This window comes from Paracoccus sp. (in: a-proteobacteria) (genome assembly GCF_047605025.1).
Classification (GTDB): Bacteria; Pseudomonadota; Alphaproteobacteria; order Rhodobacterales; family Rhodobacteraceae; genus Paracoccus.
Map to the genome: position 1 here is coordinate 1 of NZ_JASGGO010000017.1, position 17,653 is coordinate 17,653.

Consider the following 17,653-nt stretch of genomic DNA (forward strand, 5'->3'; position numbering starts at 1 on the left):
GCTTCATTCGCGAATTGGAGCGCTGCTGTCAGGAGATCGCGGAGATGCCGCAAGCTTGGCAACTGGTGCCGCGCTATGAGACCCAAGGGATCAGGCGCCGCGTTCATGGCAGGTATCTGATCTTCTACAGCATCTCCACCGATCAGATCACGGTTCTCCATGTGCTGAATGGCGCAATGGATTACGAGGCGGTTCTGTTCCCTGAGCCGTAATGCCGCCGGACCGGAACCCATCAGCGAAACGAATCGATCCACATCGGTTCGATTCGGGAAAGTCATTGGACCGATCAAGGGTTGCCGTGCGAATCTCTGCCCATGCAGGACGATAACCAGAGATCCGTTCACCTTCACTCCTCGCTGACGCGCATCCGGCAGCGATGGGGTACAGACGTCTTCCGCCAGGTTTTCACACGCGTCGTGCGGCAGTGCCGGAAGGGCTTTCCGACCGAACGGTTCAAGTTCGACCCCCATCACCATGTGGTCCGCTGTCCGGCCGGGAAACGGCTCACGCCCCGCGACAGTTCGGCAACAGGCAAGCGATACCGTGCTGATCGGCACGACTGCGCGCGCTGCCCCCTCAAGGCGCAATGCCTGCCCCGGGGCACTCCATCCCGCCGCGTGAACATCGCGACCAACCACGCGGCCATCCTGCGCGCCAGCCGCAAAGCCGCCTGTCGATCCGCAGCGACAGCGAATATTTTCGGATGCCGCTGTGGGCGTTCCGCGCCGGGGATGCTTTCGAACTGGTGCCGGTGGCATGGCATTGGCTTTCTTCGTCTGCTCTCGCCGTTGCATGTGCGACGGCGGACTCCGCTTGCGGGCGGCCTTCCGCCTTATGGCCCATCCCCGGCAGGCGGGAGTTCTGGCCGGCGACGCCCCGGTTCTTCATGCCGATGCCCCCGCAAACGAAGTCCCTCGTTGCGCCAAGGAAACGGCTCGATCAAAGCCACCAGCATCCGCACCGGATCACGAGAGACCGCGTAGGAGGTCTTCGGTCGCTGGCATGCGTGCGAGGCTCGATGCGATCCGGTCGCGCCACCGGGGACCCTGCGACATCGCGTGCTCGTAGGACTCAGCGAGATCGTCGGGCCGATCTTGCGCCAGGATGCGGATCAGAAACCTGGCCTGCGCTCTGTCCTTGCGCGCCTTCGCCTCCTCCGGGCCGCCATGCCGCCTGCTGGCCACGATCAGCTTATGGATCGCAAAGCGCTCGGGGCGTGGAATCTGCACAAGAACACCGGAGCGGTAAAGTGCAAGCGCGTGGATCGGTTGCGCAATCAGGAAATTGAGGTAGTTCAGTGCCTGCGCGCTTACGCCCAGAGCCGGAAGCGGTTTAATTCCTTCCTCTCCGAAAGCCGGCGTCAGGAACTCGACCATGGCCTCACCGCCGCTCTGACGCCATTTCCAGACCTGCCGACCGAAAATCCCTGGAACAGCCTCGAACTTCATCGACCGAAGAATGTCCCCCGGCTCTTCCTCGACACGGTCGCCCAAGGCCACGGAGAGCCGCTCGAAGCTTGCGAAATCCATATCTCCCGTCTGGGCAAGCTCGTCGGAATCGAAGCGAACGCCAAGCTCTCCCTGATAGAGCGCGTAGGCTCCGGTCCCGATCAACGTGCCGCCCAGCCGGAAGACACCAGCGCGCGAGAAGGCCAGCAGCAGCGAGCCTGTCTCGCGGTCGGTTCCGATCATCCCTTCGGCCCTCAAGACGCGTGCCAGGCGCGACATGCGCTGCTTTCGCTCCTTCGTCTCCGCCTTCAGCGCCGCAACGCGTGCCAGGCGATCACGCAAGCCGGGGCTATCTTCACCGAGATAGCGGCTCTTCATCTCGGTCCCGATCCGGAACCGGTCATAAAGGTAGATCCGCCCGTTGCGCTGCCGCTCTTCGATGCTGCCCACCACTTCCGAAGCCGCTTCGTCGAGATGCATGCGCAGCAGGTCCTGATAAGCGACCTGGGCTGCGCGGGAGTGCGATGTCGGATCCATCTGATACCTTCGCATTGGCTGTGTGCAGCAAATAAAAATCTGATACCCGCATTGATGGCGTGTAGCAAATGTTTTTATGATGCACACAACCTGCCCAAGGCGCTCATGCGGGGGGGCGTATGTTGCGCAAGGATCCCCGATGTCTTCAGCACGGCGGCCGCGACCCGGATCGGCCTGGGGAAGCCACACCACCCCCAGGAACAGCATCCGGGTGAGCCGCCGGCTGGATTGTCAGTTAGCCGAAACGCGGTTCTTGAGCAGATCCAGCGCCACATCGACGATCATGTCCTCTTGCCCGCCGACCATCTTGCGCTGGCCAAGCTCGATCAGGATCTCGCGCGCGTCGATGTCATAGATCTTCGCGGCGTTTTCCGCATGGCGCAGGAAGCTTGAATAGACCCCGGCATAGCCAAGCGACATGCTCTCCCGGTCGACCCGGACCGGGCGGTCCTGCAACGGGCGCACGAGGTCGTCTGCCGCGTCCATCAGCCGGAACAGGTCGCAGCCGGTCTGGACCCCCATCCGGTCGAGCACGGCGATCAGGGCCTCCAGCGGCGCATTGCCCGCCCCCGCCCCCATCCCGGCAAGAGAGGCGTCGACCCGCATCGCACCGGCCTCGATCCCGGCCACCGCATTGGCCACGCCAAGGGTCAGGTTGTGGTGCGTGTGCACGCCGATCTCGGTCTCGGGCTTCAGCCCGTCGCGCAGCACCTTCATCCGCCCGGCATATTGCGCGGGCAGCAGCGCCCCGGCGGAATCCGTTACATAGACGCATTCGGCGCCGTAGCTCTCCATCAGCTTCGCCTGTGCCAGCAGCGTCGCCGGATCGGCCATATGCGCCATCATCAGGAAGCCCACCGTATCCATGCCAAGGGCACGCGCCGCCTCGATATGCTGGCGCGAGACATCGGCTTCGGTGCAATGGGTCGCGACGCGGACCGAACGCGCCCCGGCGGCATGGGCCTGCTTCAACCCATGCACCGTGCCGATGCCGGGCAGCAGCAGAACCGTCACCACGGCATGCGAACAGACCTCGGCCACGGCGGCAATCCATTCGGCATCGTCCCGCGCGCCAAAACCATAGTTGAAGGTCGAACCGGCCAGACCGTCGCCATGGGTGACCTCGATCGCGTCCACCCTGGCCGCATCAAGCGCCGCCGCAATGGCGCGCACCTGATCAAGGCTGTATTGGTGGCGGATCGCGTGCATGCCGTCGCGCAGGGTGACATCCTGCACATAAAGCTTGTCGGGGTTCGGGCGGGTCATTGGGCGGCCTCCTGCGAAAGAATCTTGGCGGCCCAGTGGTCTGCGCTTACCAGCGCCGCGGATGTCATGATGTCGAGGTTTCCGGCATAGGCCGGCAGGTAATGCGCCGCGCCCTCGACCTCCAGAAAGATCGTGGTCTTCAGGCCCGAAACCGGGCCGATGCCGGGGATGCGGACGGGGTTGTTGTCACCGATCACCTCGAACTGCACCTGCTGCTTCAGCCGGTAGCCGGGGACATAGGACTGCACCACCTTCGCCATTTCGGCGACGGATCTCTCGATCTTCTCGGGTTCGGCGCCCTGCGACAGAACGAAAACCGTGTCGCGCATCATCAGGGGCGGTTCGGCCGGGTTCAGCACGATGATCGCCTTGCCGCGCTCGGCCCCGCCCAGCAGTTCGATCGCCTTGGATGTGGTTTCGGTGAATTCGTCAATGTTCGCCCGCGTGCCCGGCCCCGCCGATTTCGACGAGATCGAGGCGACGATCTCGCCGTAGATCGTGCGTTTCGACACCCGCGCGACGGCATGGACCATCGGGATCGTCGCCTGCCCGCCGCAGGTCACCATGTTGACGTTCGGCTCATCGATATTCGCATCGCCGTTGATCGCCGGAATGGTGAAGGGGCCGATTGCTGCGGGGGTCAGGTCGATCACCTTCTTGCCGTCGCGTTGCAGGATTTCATTGTTGCGGATGTGGGCGCCCGCCGAGGTCGCATCGAACACCACCTGGATGTCCTTGTAGACGGGCAGCTTGGTCAGCCCCTCGATGCCTTCGGCGGTGGTGGCGATGCCAAGCCGCGCGGCCCGTGCAAGCCCGTCCGAGGCCGGGTCGATCCCCACCATAGCGCCCATTTCAAGGGCCTTCGCATTCCGCATGATCTTGATCATCAGATCCGAGCCGATATTTCCGGACCCGATGATCGCGCATTTCACTTTGGTCATGGCGTTTCCTTTTGTCAGGCGGCGACCGCGACGAGGCGGCCCAGTTTTTCGTTGTCTTCCAGCAATTCCGCGCTGGATGAGGCATGCACGATCCGACCGCGATCCAGAACGATCGCGCGGCCGGTCATCGACAGGGCAAGGCGGGCGTGCTGTTCGACGACGATCACCGAAAGCCCGCTTTCCGCGATCAGCCGGCGGACCACGGCGGCAAGTTCGTGGACGATGATCGGCGCCAGCCCCTCCATCGGCTCATCAAGCAGCAACAGGCGCGGGTTGGTCATCAGCGCGCGGGCGATGGCGACCATCTGCTGTTCGCCGCCAGAAAGCTGATTGCCCATGTTGGCGCGCCGCTCGCGCAGGCGCGGAAAGATGTCGTAAACGGTCGACAGCCCCCAGGCGCCGGGGCGCGCCACCGTGGTCAGGTGCTCCTCGACCGTAAGCGACGGGAACATCGCGCGTTCCTGCGGCACCCAGCCGATTCCCGCCCGCGCCCGCCGATAGGGCGCGGTATTCGAGATATTCGTGCCGTTGAACCGCAGCGTGCCGTCATGGCGCCGGGTCAGCCCGATCAGCGAGCGTATCAGCGTCGTCTTGCCGACCCCGTTGCGGCCCAGAAGCGCGACACTTTCGCCCGGCGCCATCGCGAAGCTGATCCCGTCCAGCACCCGCGCATCGCCATAGCCCGCCGAAAGATTTTCAACCGTAAGCAGGTCAGACATGCTCGCTCTCCCCCAGATAGACCTCGCGCACGCGCGGATCGGACATGATCGCCTCGGGCGGGCCCTCGGTCAGGATCTTGCCCGCCACCAGAACCGTGATCTGGTCGGAAAACCGGCGCACGAGTTCCATGTCGTGTTCGATGAACAGGATCGACACATCCGAGGGCAGCCCCGCGATGACGGAAAAGATCTCGGTGCTCTCGCCCGCCGGGATGCCGGCCGCCGGTTCGTCAAGCAGCAGGATCCGCGGCCGTGTCGCCAGCGCCAGCGCGATTTCCACCAGCCGCTGCTTGCCATAGGCCAGCGTCTCGACCTTTTCGCCCGCCTGCGGTTCCAGCCCCAGGTCGCGGATCAGGTCCATCGCCTCTGCGATCTCGGCGCGGTGGCCGCGCAACGGGCGGAACCAGTCAAGCCCCAGGCCCTTGCGTTCGAGGATCGCAAGCAGCACGCTTTCCAGCACCGTCAGGCCGGGGAATAGCGTGTTGATCTGGAAGGTGCGGGCGATGCCTTTGCGCACGCGCGCCTCCTGCGGCAGGGCGGTGACATCCTCGCCTTGCAGGAACACCCGGCCAGAGGACGGCGCCAGCACCCCGGTCAACATGTTGATGAAGGTGGTCTTACCCGCGCCATTCGGCCCGATCAGCGCATGGCGCGCGCCCACCGGCAGGCGGAAGTCGATGTCGGAATTGGCGGCGAAACTGCCCCAGGTCCGGGTCAGCCCCTCGGTCGACAGCGCGATGTCGGCGTCCGGGGAAAGGATGCTCGCGGCTCTCATCGTGCGCCCCTCCCCATCTTGCCGCGCAGGGCCGGCAGGCGCAACAGCGCGCCGACGATGCCGCCGCGTGCAAGCAGCACCACCGCCATCAGCATCACTCCCATCCAGAACTCCCAATAGACCGGGTCGAGATCCGCGAGGTATTCCTTGGCAACCATGAAAACGGCGGTCCCGATCAGCGCGCCGTAAAGCCGCCCTGTGCCGCCCAGCACCAGCATCACCAGGAAATCCGCCGCCCGGTTCACCGACAGCGCGTCGACGCCGACGAATTGCGTGGTCTGCGCAAGCAGGCCGCCCGCGATCCCGGCGATGCCCGCCGAGAAGGCGAAGGCGATGCGCAGCCGCCCCTCGACCGAAACGCCAAGCGCAGGCATCCGCTTCACCCCCTCGCGGATCGCGGCAAGCGACAGCCCATAGGACGAGGCCACGACAAAGCGCAGGTAGACGAAGACCACGAGCGAGACCGCATAGGTATACCACCACGCCGTGCGGCCGTAGATGTCGAAGTGGAACAGGCCAAGGATCGGGTCCATCTCGATCCCCGAAAGCCCGTCGATGCCGCCGGTGATCCCGCTGGCCTGATTGGCGATCTCATAGACGACAAGGCCGATGCCCAGCGTCACCATCAGCCGGGTCAGATCCTTGCCCCGCACCACGAGGAAGCTGGTGAGAAATCCGGCCACCAGCGCCACGGCCCCTGCGGCAAGCAACCCGGTGATCGGCTCACGCCAGCCGTGGACCGCAAGCAGCCCCGCGGTATAGGCACCGATGCCGAAGAATGCGGCATGGCCGAGCGAGACGATCCCGGCATATCCAAGCACGAGGTCAAGCCCCAGCACCGCCACCGCATAGGTCATGATCGAGACCCCGAGTCCGAGATTGTCGGGGAACAGGAAGAAGGCCGCCGCCGGGATCAGCCAGACAACGATTTCCAGCGGCCGGGGAACGGGGCTGGCAAGGCGGCGGACGGCGGCGGATTGCGTGGTCATGCGAAGGGTTTCCTGAAACGGTGAAGAGGTCATGCACGTTTCCCCCCAAGGCCAGAGGGGAAGGCCAGAAGCAGCACGATCATCAGCACATAGATGATGAAGCCTCCGGCCTGCGGCACGAAATATTTGCCGGCAACGTCGCAGATGCCGAGGATCGCGGCGGCAACCAGCGGCCCGCCAAGCGTGCCCGCGCCGCCCACGACGACGACCAGCAGGAAATAGACCATGAACTTGAGCGGGAAGCTTGGATCGAGGCCAAGCACTTCGATGCCGAGAGCGCCGCCCAGCCCCGCCATCCCGGTGCCGAGCGCGAAGCACAGGCTGAACACCAACCCGACGTTCAGGCCCAGCCCCTCGGCCGCGTCCTGGTTGTCGACCGCCGCGCGCACCTGCGCACCAAAGCGGGTGCGCGTCATCAGCATATGCAGCGCCAGCGTCATCACCGCGACCGTGCCGATCAGGAACAGCCGGTAGCGGCCAAGGTCCACCCCCGCGATCTGAACCTGCCCACGCAGCGCCTCGGGCAGGGAAACCATCTGTTGCCCGGCGCCGAAGAGATAATGCGCCGCCGCGATCGACGAAAAGGTGAAGCCCACGGTGAACAGCACCTGATCCAGATGCGCTGCGCGATACAGGCGACGGAACAGCAGCCGCTCGGCCACCAGCCCCGCCAGTGCGGCCGCAAGGAAGGCCAGCGGCAGCGTGCCAAGGAACGGCAGCCCGAGCCGCCCCGTCAGCCAGACCGAGCCATAGCCCCCCAGCATCGCGAAAGCGCCATGTGCGAGGTTGATGAAATTCATCAACCCCATGGTGATCGACAGCCCGATGCTGACGAGAAACAGCAGGCTGCCATAGGCCAGGCCGTCAAAGAGGATGCCGGGAAGATTTGCCATTGCCGCCCCCTATTTCGCCGCCGCGCTGTCGCGGCTTTCGGGGAATTCGTGGATCTCGACATTCATCAGCCGGTCGCCCACGCGCTCGACCTTGCGGACATAGACCGTCTGCACGATGTCGCGGGTTTCGGGGTCGATCGTGATCGGTCCGCGCGGGCTTTCCAGCGTCTCGCCTGCAAGTGCCTTGGCCAGTGCCGGGCCGGTCGCATCGCCGCCGGTCTTCTCCAGCCCCCGATAAAGCGCCGCCATCCCGTCATAGGCTGAAACCGACAGGAAGTTCGGCCATTTCTCGCCCGGATAATCGGCAAGGTATTCGGCGACGAAACGGTCGTTCAACGCCGATTTGTGCGCCATCGAATAATGCCCGGTGGTGACGACGCCCAATCCGGCATCGCCGGTCTGGGTAATCGTCAGCTCATCCGTCAGGTCGCCGGTGCCAAGCATGGTGATCCCCGCCGCGCCAAGCCCGCGCTGATCGAATTCCTTGAGGAAGTTGATCGCGGCTTCGCCGGGCGGCAGCCAGGCAAAGACGGCATCGGGCCTGGCATCCTTGATCCGCTGGACGAAGGGCGCGAAATCCGGGTTCTGGGCGGGCACCCGCAGCGAGCCCGCAACCGTGCCGCCCCCGGCCTCGACGCCCCGAATGAAGGCCGCTTCGGCGTCATGGCCGGCGGTGACATCGGCGACGACGGTGTAGATCGACCTGAACCCCTGCTCGGCGGTATAGCGCCCTGCGGGTTCGGTGATCTGCGGCAGGGTCTGGCCCACGCGCACCATATAGGGGTTCGCCGCGGTGATCCCCGAGGACGAGGCATTCATCACGATCATCGCCTTTTCGGCCTCTTTCGCCAGCGGCGCGGCGGCCATGGCCGAGGCGGTGAAGGTGAAGCCCGCCAGCACGTCGACCTTGTCGCGCACGATCAGGCTTTGCGCCGCGCGCCGGGCGCGGTCGGGGGCGATACCGCCGTCATCCTTGATGATGACCTTGATCTGCTTGCCCGCGACGCTGTCGCCGTGTTGCTTCAGAAACAGGTCGATGCCGTTCTGCATCTGCTTGCCGTATTGGCTGAACGGGCCGGACATCGGCAGCAGGATGCCGACCTTGACCGTATCGGCCGCCAGTGCCGGGCCTGCGGCCAGCACGGCCACGGCGGCGCCCGCCAGCAGGAAATGACGTCTGATCATGGAAACCTCCCTTGGAAATTGTCGGTGCCGCGCTCCCTCGCGGCGCCGTATGGTCAAGTCGCGCCGAAAGCCGCGCGCACGCAGCCCAGCCCTTCGATCCGGGCCTCGAACCGGTCGCCCGGCGCGACCGGCGCCATCGGCCCAAGCGCGCCGGTCAGGATCAGATCACCCTGGGCAAGCGGCGTGCCGAAAGCCGCCATCCTGCGCGCAAGCCAAAGCGCCGCGTTCAGCGGATGGCCAAGGCAGGCCGCGCCGATGCCCTTCGACACCTCGGCCCCGTTGCAGGTCATCACCATCGGCAACAGCTTCAGGTCGAGCCCCGCCAGCGGCACCGGCACGCCCCCCAGAACGACCATGCTCGACGAGGCATTATCCGCCACGGTGTCGTTGAAGCGGATGTCCCAGTTCGCGATGCGCGAGCCCACCACCTCGATTGCCGGCAGCGCGAAATCCACCGCCCGGATCAGTTCGGTCAGCGTTGCGTCCGGCGCATCAAGGCCCCGTTTCAGCACCAGCGCCACCTCGGCCTCGGCCTTCGGCTGCATCAGCCGGGCAAAGGGAATCTCATCATCGTCGCCATAGATCGTATCGGCGAAAATCGCGCCGAAATCGGGCTGGTCGACGCCAAGCTGCGCCTGAACCGCCTTCGCGGTCAGGCCGATCTTGCGGCCGACCACGCGCCGCCCCGCCGCGACGGCAAGGTCGATATTCGCCTGCTGAACGGCATAGGCCGTGGCCCCGTCATCATCGGGCATGCGTGGACGCAGCGGGGGAATCGCGACGCCATTCGCTTCGGCGTCGCGCAATTCGCGCGCAAGCTGGGCGACCAGTTCGGGGGATGTCATCCGGGTTTCTCCTTGGGTTATTCCGCTGCGACCAGTCCGGGGGTCGGGGCGGGCATGATTTGCGGCGGACAGGCCAGCGCATGCAGCATCGCGCGCGACACCCCGTTGATGGCCAAAGGCGTCGAGGTCGCGCCGACCATCCGGTCGGGCCGCAGGAAGACCACCGATTCCGGCCAGGCGCCGAACCAGTCCTTCAGCCGCCCCTGCACGTCGCCGACCTGCACCACGCCCTTCATCGGGTCGGTGCGGAAGCCAAGCCGCGGGTCCGGCGTCGCGCCAAGCTGCACATCGGGCTTCGCGCAGACAAAGACCGCGCCCAAACCGCGCCACAGCGCGACCTGATCCGCATCCATGTATTGAACCGGATTCGAGGCCCATGAGATAATGGCGAAATTCGGCCCCACCACATCATCCAGCCGCAGCACAGTGCCATCGGTCCCGCGCACACGGGGCTGGATGAACAGCCGCCCGATCGGGCTGGTCTTCGGGTCGCCCGCCTTGCTCGGCACGATCGCGCCGGCATGGAAGCGGGGCATTGGCTTGAAGCGCATCTCCAGCAGATAGCGTTTCGCCGGCGGCACGAAATTGAGCAGCCGCGTCACCCCGTCGCGCAGCGTATTGAGGAAGCGATAAGGCGGGTTGAACACCTTGCCGACCAGAACCGACAGGTCGATCATCGCCTTGGCATGGTCGCGCCGCTCGGTCTGGTAGGTATCGAGCAGTTCGGGGCCGAGTTCCCCCTTTACCACCTTCGCAAGCTTCCAGCCGAGGTTTGCCGCGTCGCGGATGCCGCTGTTGTAGCCCTGCCCCTGCCAGACCGGCATGATATGCGCGGCGTCCCCTGCCAGCAGGACACGCCCGACGCGGAAGCGGTTCGCCAGGCGCGCGTTGTGGTTGTAGATTCGCTGGCGGATGATCCGCACCTGTTCCGGCTTGTCCAGCACCCGCGACAACAGCCCGCACATCACCTCGGGGCGGTTGAAATGGCTTTCATCCTCGCCCTTCAGCACCATGAACTCGAACCGGCGCACACCGTGGGGCAGCGCGCCCGAGACATAGGCGCGGCGGTTATCGGAGCCCAGGTAGACATTCGGCGTGCCGATGGGATCGTTCTCGACATCGACCACGATCCACTGGTTTGGTGCGGTCTTGCCGTCGAAGGTCAGGCCAAGCGCCTCGCGCACCGGGCTGCGGCCGCCATCCGCGCCCACAAGGTAATCCGCCGCGACGGTAAAGGCGCCGTCGGGCCCGGTCAGATATACGCGCACGCCCTGCGCATCCTGCTCCAGCCGCTCGAAGGTCGTGCCGAAGCGGACCTCCACGTTTGGGAAGCGCGCAAGCCCTTCGTAACAGATCCGGTCAGCCTGCGGCTGGATGAAGGCATTGCGCCGCGACCAGCCGAACTCGTCCGTCTTGGGTTCGAGCGAGGCCCAGACCCGCCCCTTTGCCGTCAGGAATTTCATCCAGTGCAGGGGCGTGGTGTGCGGCTCGATCAGTCCGGCAAGACCGATGCCCTGCATGGTGCGCATCGCCTCGTCATCGATGCCGATCGCGCGGGGATAGTCGATCAGGTCGGGCAGCGCCTCGACCACCAAAGTCCTGATCCCGTAGGTGCCGAGGTAATTGGCGAGCGTGAGCCCCACGGGTCCGGCGCCGATGATCAGCACCTGTGTCTTGAGCGCGGTTTCGGAAAGGGTTTCGGAAAGGGTTTCGGTGGCGGGCATGGCAAATCCTGCAAGGGCTGGGGCCATACGCATCCGGTGGCCTCCCCTGCGGGGGCCGGGGCGTCGGGCCTGGGTGTGGTCGCGAAATGGAGAACGGCGTCAGACGCCCTTCACGCTTCTGCGCGGGACATGCCTGATGGAATGACATTCCGTCATGGGTGCTCTCCTCCTGATGGCTGGCGCGATGCGGCCTCCGTCCCGCCGCTTCGCGATGGAGGCACCTTGCAGAGCCATTGCCAAACAGACAACGGGCATGTCATTTTGGTGCATATAGTGCACGAAGCGGAGCGGGTTGCGCGATGACGCGGGACGGGGAATCACCCTATAAGCAGGTGCAGGGCCTAAGCCGGGGGTTATCGGTTCTAAGGGCGCTGAACCAGGCAGAGGGCGGCTGGGCCACGGTGCGCGAACTGGCGGACACCACCGGAATCCACCGCACGACGGTGCGCAGGTTATTGGAAACATTGCAGAATGAGAGCGTCGTGCGGCGCTCGACCTCGGATGACAGCTACCGGCTGACGCATGAGGTGCGGGCGCTGAGCGACGGCTTCCTGGAAGAGGAATGGATCAGCCAGGTGGCGGCTCCGGTGCTGGGCGATCTGCTGCTGAAGGTGGTCTGGCCATCGGATTTCGCCACGCTGGATGGCCTGTCGATGCGGGTGCGCGAAACCACGCACCGCTATAGCCCGCTGTCCTTCCACAAGGTCACGGTGCGGCGGCGGCTGACGCTGCCGATGACGGCGATGGGGCGGGCCTATCTGGCGTTTTGCCCAGCGGACGAGCGTGCGGCGCTGCTCGACCGGCTTGAGGAACAGGGCGAGCCGGTGCTACAGGGCGCGGGCCGCGCGGCCTTCGAGGCATTCCTAGACCAGCATCGAGAGTCGGGACATGCCTATAACAACGGCGAATGGCTGACCGAAAAGAAGATCCTCGCCCTGGCGATGCCGGTGTTTCATGCGGGGCGGGTGGCAGGGTGCATCAACATCGTGATGCTGCGTTCGGCACTGACGTTAAGCGAGGCGCGCCGGAAGTATCTGGCCCCGCTCAACGCCGCAGCCCGCAAGATCGAGGATTACCTCGCCAATCCGCCGGAATGAAAAAGGGGCCGGCTTCCCGGCCCCCGTGTCTTACATGGCTTAGGCGAGCCGTTTGGCCGCACCCTTCAGCCCGGCCGATCCGGTGGTATCGCGGCCACGGCTGCCTGGGGTGGTGTCGATCGGGTCGCCATACCAGGTCATGCCTTCGGGGAACTGTTCGGGCGTCCATTCGATCGCCTCCCAGTCCGGGTCAAAGATCAGGTAGCCGCCGGCATAAAGCTCGACCCGGTGATCCGAGCCCGGATCGTGGATGTAAAGATACATCGCCTGCCCCACACCGTGCTTGCCTGGGCCGACACCATAGGAAACGTCAAGGTCGCGCAGCGTGTCGGCAGCCGTCAGCACATCCGAGAAATCCTGCAAGTTGAAGGCGACATGGTGCAGCCGCGCCTTCTTGTCCAGTCGGTTCGCGACGATGGCCAGGTCATGCACCTGCGGCGTCACCGACATCCACGACGCCATCACCGTATCGCGCCGCTCGGGCAGATAGGCGAATTCGCGGCGCTTGAAGCCCAGATTGTCGCGCACCCATTGCTCGGCCTGATTGATCGTGTCGGGCGAGGTCTGGATGTTGAAGTGGTCGATCCGCCGCGCGCCAAGACCGCGCCGCTTCGAGCTGTTCGACGGCAGGCGCGAGCGTATCGGCTCTGGTGCCAGCGGCTTTTCCATGTCGTAGTAAAGCTCGAACGGATGCTCGCCGCCCGGCAGCAGGAAACGGACCGCCGTGCCGCGACCGGCCTCGGTGCCGGCGGGGACCTCCAGCACTTCGATCTCCTGCCGTTGCAGATCCTGATAGAACAGTTCCACGTCCTGCGGCCGCTTCACCCGGAAGCTGTAGGAATTGACGACCGCCTCGTCCTGCTCGGTCAGCACCAGCGAATGGTGGCCGAGTTCCTGATAGCAGCGCAGATAGGATACGTTGCCGCGCCGCTCGACCTCTTCCATGCCAAGCGTGTCGCGAAAGAAGACCAGCGATTTCTCGATGTCCTTGGTGCCTAGGTTGATGGTGCCGCATTGTGCGATCTGCGGGCCGGGGTCGTAGTGATCCGAAAGACGGGTCATGGTCTCCTCCTGAGTGATCGGTCAGGACATGCGCGGGCAGGCCGCGACCGAAGCGCGCGGGGCATCGCGATGTCGTCGTCATGGGTTGGCGCCAAACCGGAACCGCTCCGGCCTCCCTTGCGCCACGGTGAAGTGCTATCAACCCTGGGCCACTTGCGACAACGCCGATGCGTGCCCGGTGCACCAAGTGCACCCGCATGGCGGGGCGCAGCTTCCGCAGCCTGCGGATGCACAAGCAAGAAACGGCAGGCCCCATCTTGCTTGTGCACCAAGTGCACCGCCCGCGCGGCAATGTTGCGGGTATCCGCGCGGGTGGTCTAGCTGGAAATCGCCGCGCGGAGAGGAGACCGCGCACAGGGAGACAGGGGGCGGCATCTATCATGCGCGCCCCGCAACCGCAGGAGATCGCGATGGACTTCACCGAAGCCGCCACCAGCCGGTTCTTCGCCCTTGCCGAGGGCGGGGCCGAGCTGAAACTGCATTTCAACGACTGCGCCCCGGAAGCAGCCACGGAAACCGTGATCATGCTGCACGGCTCGGGCCCCGGTGCGACCGGCTGGGCGAATTTCAACCGCAACATCACGCCGCTGACCGATGCGGGCTACCGCGTCGTGCTGCTCGACTGCCCTGGCTGGGGCAAAAGCGACACGATCATCAACACCGGCTCGCGATCCGAACTCAACGCGCGGATGCTGAAGGGGCTGGTGGATCACCTCGGGCTTGACCGCGTGCATATCATCGGCAATTCGATGGGCGGGCACAGCGCGGTGGCCTTTGCGCTGGCCTGGCCCGAGCGGGTCGGCAAGCTGATCCTGATGGGCGGCGGCACCGGCGGCGTCAGCCCCCTCGTGCCAATGCCGACCGAGGGGATCAAGCTGATCGGCGCGCTCTACCGCGACCCGACGATCGAGAACCTGAAGCGGATGATGAACGTCTTCGTCTATGATCCGAGCGATCTGACCGAAGAGCTGTTCAACGCCCGGCTGACGAACCTGCTGGCGCGGCGCGACCATCTGGAAAACTTCGTCAAAAGCTCGGCGGCCAATCCGAAGCAATTCCCCGATGTCGGCCATCGGCTGGGCGAGATCCAGGCCCAGACGCTGATAGTCTGGGGCCGCAACGACCGCTTCGTGTCGATGGATGTCGGGTTGCGGCTGGTGGCGGGACTGCCGAATTCGGAACTCCATATCTTCAACAATTGCGGCCATTGGGTGCAGTGGGAGCACCACGCGAAATTCAACCGCATGGTGCTCGACTTTCTGACGCACTGATCCAATCGGGGGCAGCAGGTTCACCCGGAGCTTGCTGCCCCCGACGGCTCAGGGATGGGCGCGCATGCGCTGGCCCGGCGCATCGCCGTGATCCTGCACCGGATGTGGAAGGATGACACCGACTTCCGCTTCGGCATTCCCGCGCTTCATGCCGGCCGAAGACACAGGTTCCAGACTGCTGCCCGCCTGATCACGGGCCTTCGATGTCCCCACGGGACGCGGTTCCGGTGATGCCGTGCTCAGGACCGATGCCGATCGTATCGAGCACGCCAATGAGATGGGCACATCGGACTTGCATTGAACCAGCATCATGTGGGCAGCCACCGCGCTGACCACGGACCGAAGCACGCACTCGGGTCGGCCAGGCGAAGGCTGCCGAACAGGAAAGCAGATCGCTTGATCAAAGAACAAGGCCGCGCGCTCCGGCTGCACATCCTGTATGCGCAAAACCGCTTGGCTGGGGCGACCCCGTTACCGAAGCCTGGAGCCTTAGGAATGACGCGATTCCTCGCAATGCCTGATCGCGCTTCCCAGCACTTTGAAAACTCTCTCATCGCCACATTGGGCGACATTGAAGCGCAGGAAACCGCTGGCCGAGTGCGAGAGGCTAAATGCATTTCCGGGCGCAAGCACGATACCCTCCGCCAACGCATGCCGCGCGATATGGGCCGCGTCGATGCCTTCGGGCAGACGGCACCAGAGGAACATGCCAGCCGGCGGTTCAAGCCAGGGCGTGATGCCGATCGCCATGAGGCGGGGGGTTGTCTCGCTCATGGTTCGTGACAGTCGCAGTCGTAGCCCCTCTATGTGTTTGCGATAGCTTCCGTCCCTGAGCAGGGTCAGCACCAGTTCCGCCGAAAGCCGGCCGCCCCCGAAGGACGTTGCTACTTTGAGATCGGCCAGGCCCTCGATCCAGTCGCGCGGCGCGGCGATGAAGCCGCAGCGCACGGATGCCGAAAGCGTTTTGGAGAAGCTGCCAATATGGACGACCCGGCTGAGTCCGTCGAAGGCAGCCAGGCGCGGCGCCGGAGTCTGCTCGAAATCGGCGAATATGTCGTCTTCGATGATTGTCAGGTCCGATTGCTCGGCCAGCTTAAGCAGGCGGTGCGCAACGACGGGAGAGAGGCTCGCGCCAGTCGGATTGTGCAGCGCCGAGTTCGTGATGTAGAGGCGCGGCCGATGTTCGGTCAACGCTTGCGCGAACAACTCCATATCCGGTCCCGATGGCGTATAGGGAACGCTGATTATCTTGACCCGGTGCGCGCGCAGCAGCGCATGAAAATTGAAGTAGCAGGGATCATCGACCAGCACCGCATCACCGGGCTCGATCAGGAATCGGCAAAGCAGATCAATGGCCTGTGTGCCCGATTCAGTAAGCACGATCTGGTCCGGCGACGCCTCGATGCCGCGTTCGCCCATGCGCCGGGCCAAAAGCTGGCGAAGCGGCGCGAGGCCAAGCGGCGTGCCGTAGTCGGTAAGGGCCGCGTTATCGGCGCGTGCCAGGGTCCGCAGCGCCCGGCGCAATCCCCCTTCGGGCATCCATGATGCCGGCAGCCAGCCGCAGCCTGGTTTCAGCATATCGTCGCCAGCGTCGAGCGACTGGCGGGACACCCAAAGCGGATCAACCTCTCGGTCCAGCTTCGGGCCAATCTCCGACAAGGCCAAAGGCGCGAGCGGGTTGCAAACGTAGAAACCGGAACCGGGCCGCGCGCGGATGATGCCATCCGCCGCCATCCGTTCATAGGCTTCGACAACGGTAGAGGTGGAAACCTGCATGGTCTTTGCGAAGGCCCGGATGGATGGCAGCTTCGCGCCCGGCATCAGATTGCGCGCGGCAATCCGCTGGCGGATTGTCCCCATGACGCCGCCGATCAGCGTTTCACCCTTTCCCCTTATGCGGGTTCGTTCGTCCATCCGTATTGCTATCAGAACCATAACAGTATTGACGAATTGTATTGTATTGTATCTGGCAACGCCAGCCATCGCCGCCGATAAGGGCAAAAACAGCGGAGCGTGTGGTGGACAAGACGGCGGGCGGATGGATCAACGGGTTCCTGGGAGTGCTGATCTTCAGCGGATCGCTGCCGGCAACGCGCGTGGCGGTGATGGAGTTCGATCCCGTCTTTCTCACCGTGGCGCGTGCGGCCATTGCCGGGATGCTCGCGGTCGCGCTCCTGCTGGTGTTCGGGGAAAGGCGACCGGCGCGGGGCGACCTGTTCTCTCTGGTGATCGTGGCGCTCGGCGTCGTGGTGGGTTTTCCCCTGCTGACGGCGCTGGCGCTCGAACGCATCACGTCCGCCCACTCGATTGTCTTCATCGGCCTGTTGCCGCTGGCAACGGCGATTTTCGGGGTTTTGCGCGGCGGCGAGCGTCCACGCCCTGCCTTCTGGCTTTTCTCCTGTCTCGGCAGCGCCATCGTCGCAGGCTTCGCCTTGTCGCAAGGAATGACCGTCTCTCCCATTGGCGACCTGCTCATGCTGGCCGCAATCATCGTATGCGGCCTTGGATATGCTGAAGGTGCAAAGCTGTCGCGGCGGCTGGGTGGTTGGCAGGTGATTTCCTGGGCGCTCGTTCTGTCGTTGCCCATCATGCTGGTGCTGACTTTCGCGACCATGCCGGCCACTTTCGCCGGGATCAGCGGGGCGACCTGGGCGAGCCTCGCCTATGTATCGCTGTTCAGCATGTTGATCGGCTTCGTCTTCTGGTATCGCGGACTGGCGCGGGGCGGCATAGCTGCCGTGGGGCAACTACAGTTGCTTCAACCCTTCTTCGGCCTCACCCTGGCCGCAAGCCTGCTGCGCGAACAGGTAAGCACGATCATGCTCATCGTGACTGTGGCGGTCGTGGTATGCGTCGCGGGCGCACGGAAGTTCGCCAAGTAGGGCCTGCGGCCCAAGGGCG

16 protein-coding genes are annotated in these 17,653 nt (G+C 64.7%); 4 read left to right on the plus strand and 12 right to left on the minus strand.

What is annotated here, in order from left to right; translation table 11 throughout:
* A partial coding sequence (locus QM682_RS11015; RefSeq protein ID WP_415129656.1) for a type II toxin-antitoxin system RelE/ParE family toxin occupies positions 1-212 on the plus strand: 212 nt, incomplete at its 5' end.
* 753 nt (positions 213-965) lie between these two features.
* Here QM682_RS11015 and QM682_RS11020 read toward each other — a convergent pair.
* The 10 genes from QM682_RS11020 to QM682_RS11065 form a co-directional block, all read right to left on the minus strand.
* Positions 966-1,985 carry a GSU2403 family nucleotidyltransferase fold protein gene (locus QM682_RS11020; protein WP_415129658.1) on the minus strand — a complete coding sequence of 340 codons (1,020 nt, stop codon included), beginning with the start codon at positions 1,983-1,985 and terminating at the stop codon, positions 966-968.
* A 231-nt stretch (positions 1,986-2,216) separates the two neighbouring features.
* On the minus strand, positions 2,217-3,251 hold the full coding sequence (dmpG, locus tag QM682_RS11025) for a 4-hydroxy-2-oxovalerate aldolase (RefSeq protein ID WP_415129660.1): 1,035 nt from the start codon (positions 3,249-3,251) through the stop codon (positions 2,217-2,219).
* On the minus strand, positions 3,248-4,192 hold the full coding sequence (locus tag QM682_RS11030) for an acetaldehyde dehydrogenase (acetylating) (RefSeq protein ID WP_415129662.1): 945 nt from the start codon (positions 4,190-4,192) through the stop codon (positions 3,248-3,250). The genes dmpG and QM682_RS11030 overlap by 4 nt, the downstream gene beginning before the upstream one ends.
* A gap of 14 nt (positions 4,193-4,206) precedes the next feature.
* Positions 4,207-4,911 carry an ABC transporter ATP-binding protein gene (locus QM682_RS11035; RefSeq protein WP_415129664.1) on the minus strand — a complete coding sequence of 235 codons (705 nt, stop codon included), beginning with the start codon at positions 4,909-4,911 and terminating at the stop codon, positions 4,207-4,209.
* Positions 4,904-5,686: an ABC transporter ATP-binding protein gene (locus QM682_RS11040; RefSeq protein ID WP_415129666.1), complete on the minus strand. Its 783-nt coding sequence runs from the start codon at positions 5,684-5,686 to the stop codon at positions 4,904-4,906. The genes QM682_RS11035 and QM682_RS11040 overlap by 8 nt, the downstream gene beginning before the upstream one ends.
* The gene (locus tag QM682_RS11045) at positions 5,683-6,675 is read right to left on the minus strand and encodes a branched-chain amino acid ABC transporter permease (RefSeq protein WP_415129668.1); all 993 of its coding nucleotides are present in this window, start codon (positions 6,673-6,675) and stop codon (positions 5,683-5,685) included. The genes QM682_RS11040 and QM682_RS11045 overlap by 4 nt, the downstream gene beginning before the upstream one ends.
* A 29-nt stretch (positions 6,676-6,704) precedes the next feature.
* Positions 6,705-7,568 carry a branched-chain amino acid ABC transporter permease gene (locus QM682_RS11050; RefSeq protein ID WP_415129670.1) on the minus strand — a complete coding sequence of 288 codons (864 nt, stop codon included), beginning with the start codon at positions 7,566-7,568 and terminating at the stop codon, positions 6,705-6,707.
* A 9-nt stretch (positions 7,569-7,577) separates the two neighbouring features.
* Positions 7,578-8,753: an ABC transporter substrate-binding protein gene (locus QM682_RS11055; protein ID WP_415129672.1), complete on the minus strand. Its 1,176-nt coding sequence runs from the start codon at positions 8,751-8,753 to the stop codon at positions 7,578-7,580.
* A gap of 53 nt (positions 8,754-8,806) precedes the next feature.
* Positions 8,807-9,598, minus strand: coding sequence for a 2-keto-4-pentenoate hydratase (gene mhpD / locus QM682_RS11060; protein WP_415129674.1), 792 nt, complete (start codon positions 9,596-9,598; stop codon positions 8,807-8,809).
* A 17-nt stretch (positions 9,599-9,615) separates the two neighbouring features.
* Positions 9,616-11,322 (minus strand): bifunctional 3-(3-hydroxy-phenyl)propionate/3-hydroxycinnamic acid hydroxylase, encoded by a 1,707-nt coding sequence (locus QM682_RS11065; RefSeq protein WP_415129676.1) that lies wholly within the window; start codon positions 11,320-11,322, stop codon positions 9,616-9,618.
* A gap of 299 nt (positions 11,323-11,621) precedes the next feature.
* Between QM682_RS11065 and QM682_RS11070 the strand changes: the two genes are divergently transcribed.
* The gene (locus QM682_RS11070; protein ID WP_415129678.1) at positions 11,622-12,419 is read left to right on the plus strand and encodes a DNA-binding transcriptional regulator; all 798 of its coding nucleotides are present in this window, start codon (positions 11,622-11,624) and stop codon (positions 12,417-12,419) included.
* A gap of 39 nt (positions 12,420-12,458) precedes the next feature.
* On the opposite strand, the gene QM682_RS11075 is transcribed toward QM682_RS11070, so the two are convergent.
* Positions 12,459-13,481 (minus strand): VOC family protein, encoded by a 1,023-nt coding sequence (locus QM682_RS11075; RefSeq protein WP_415129680.1) that lies wholly within the window; start codon positions 13,479-13,481, stop codon positions 12,459-12,461.
* 410 nt (positions 13,482-13,891) lie between these two features.
* On the opposite strand from QM682_RS11075, the gene QM682_RS11080 reads away from it, so the two are divergent.
* The gene (locus tag QM682_RS11080; RefSeq protein ID WP_415129682.1) at positions 13,892-14,752 is read left to right on the plus strand and encodes an alpha/beta fold hydrolase; all 861 of its coding nucleotides are present in this window, start codon (positions 13,892-13,894) and stop codon (positions 14,750-14,752) included.
* A 489-nt stretch (positions 14,753-15,241) separates the two neighbouring features.
* On the opposite strand, the gene QM682_RS11085 is transcribed toward QM682_RS11080, so the two are convergent.
* Complete coding sequence (locus tag QM682_RS11085; RefSeq protein WP_415129684.1) at positions 15,242-16,666, minus strand: PLP-dependent aminotransferase family protein; 1,425 nt, start codon at positions 16,664-16,666, stop codon at positions 15,242-15,244.
* Positions 16,667-16,770: 104 nt separating this feature from the next.
* On the opposite strand from QM682_RS11085, the gene QM682_RS11090 reads away from it, so the two are divergent.
* Positions 16,771-17,634, plus strand: coding sequence for a DMT family transporter (locus QM682_RS11090; protein ID WP_415129686.1), 864 nt, complete (start codon positions 16,771-16,773; stop codon positions 17,632-17,634).
* Positions 17,635-17,653: the final 19 nt, after the last annotated feature.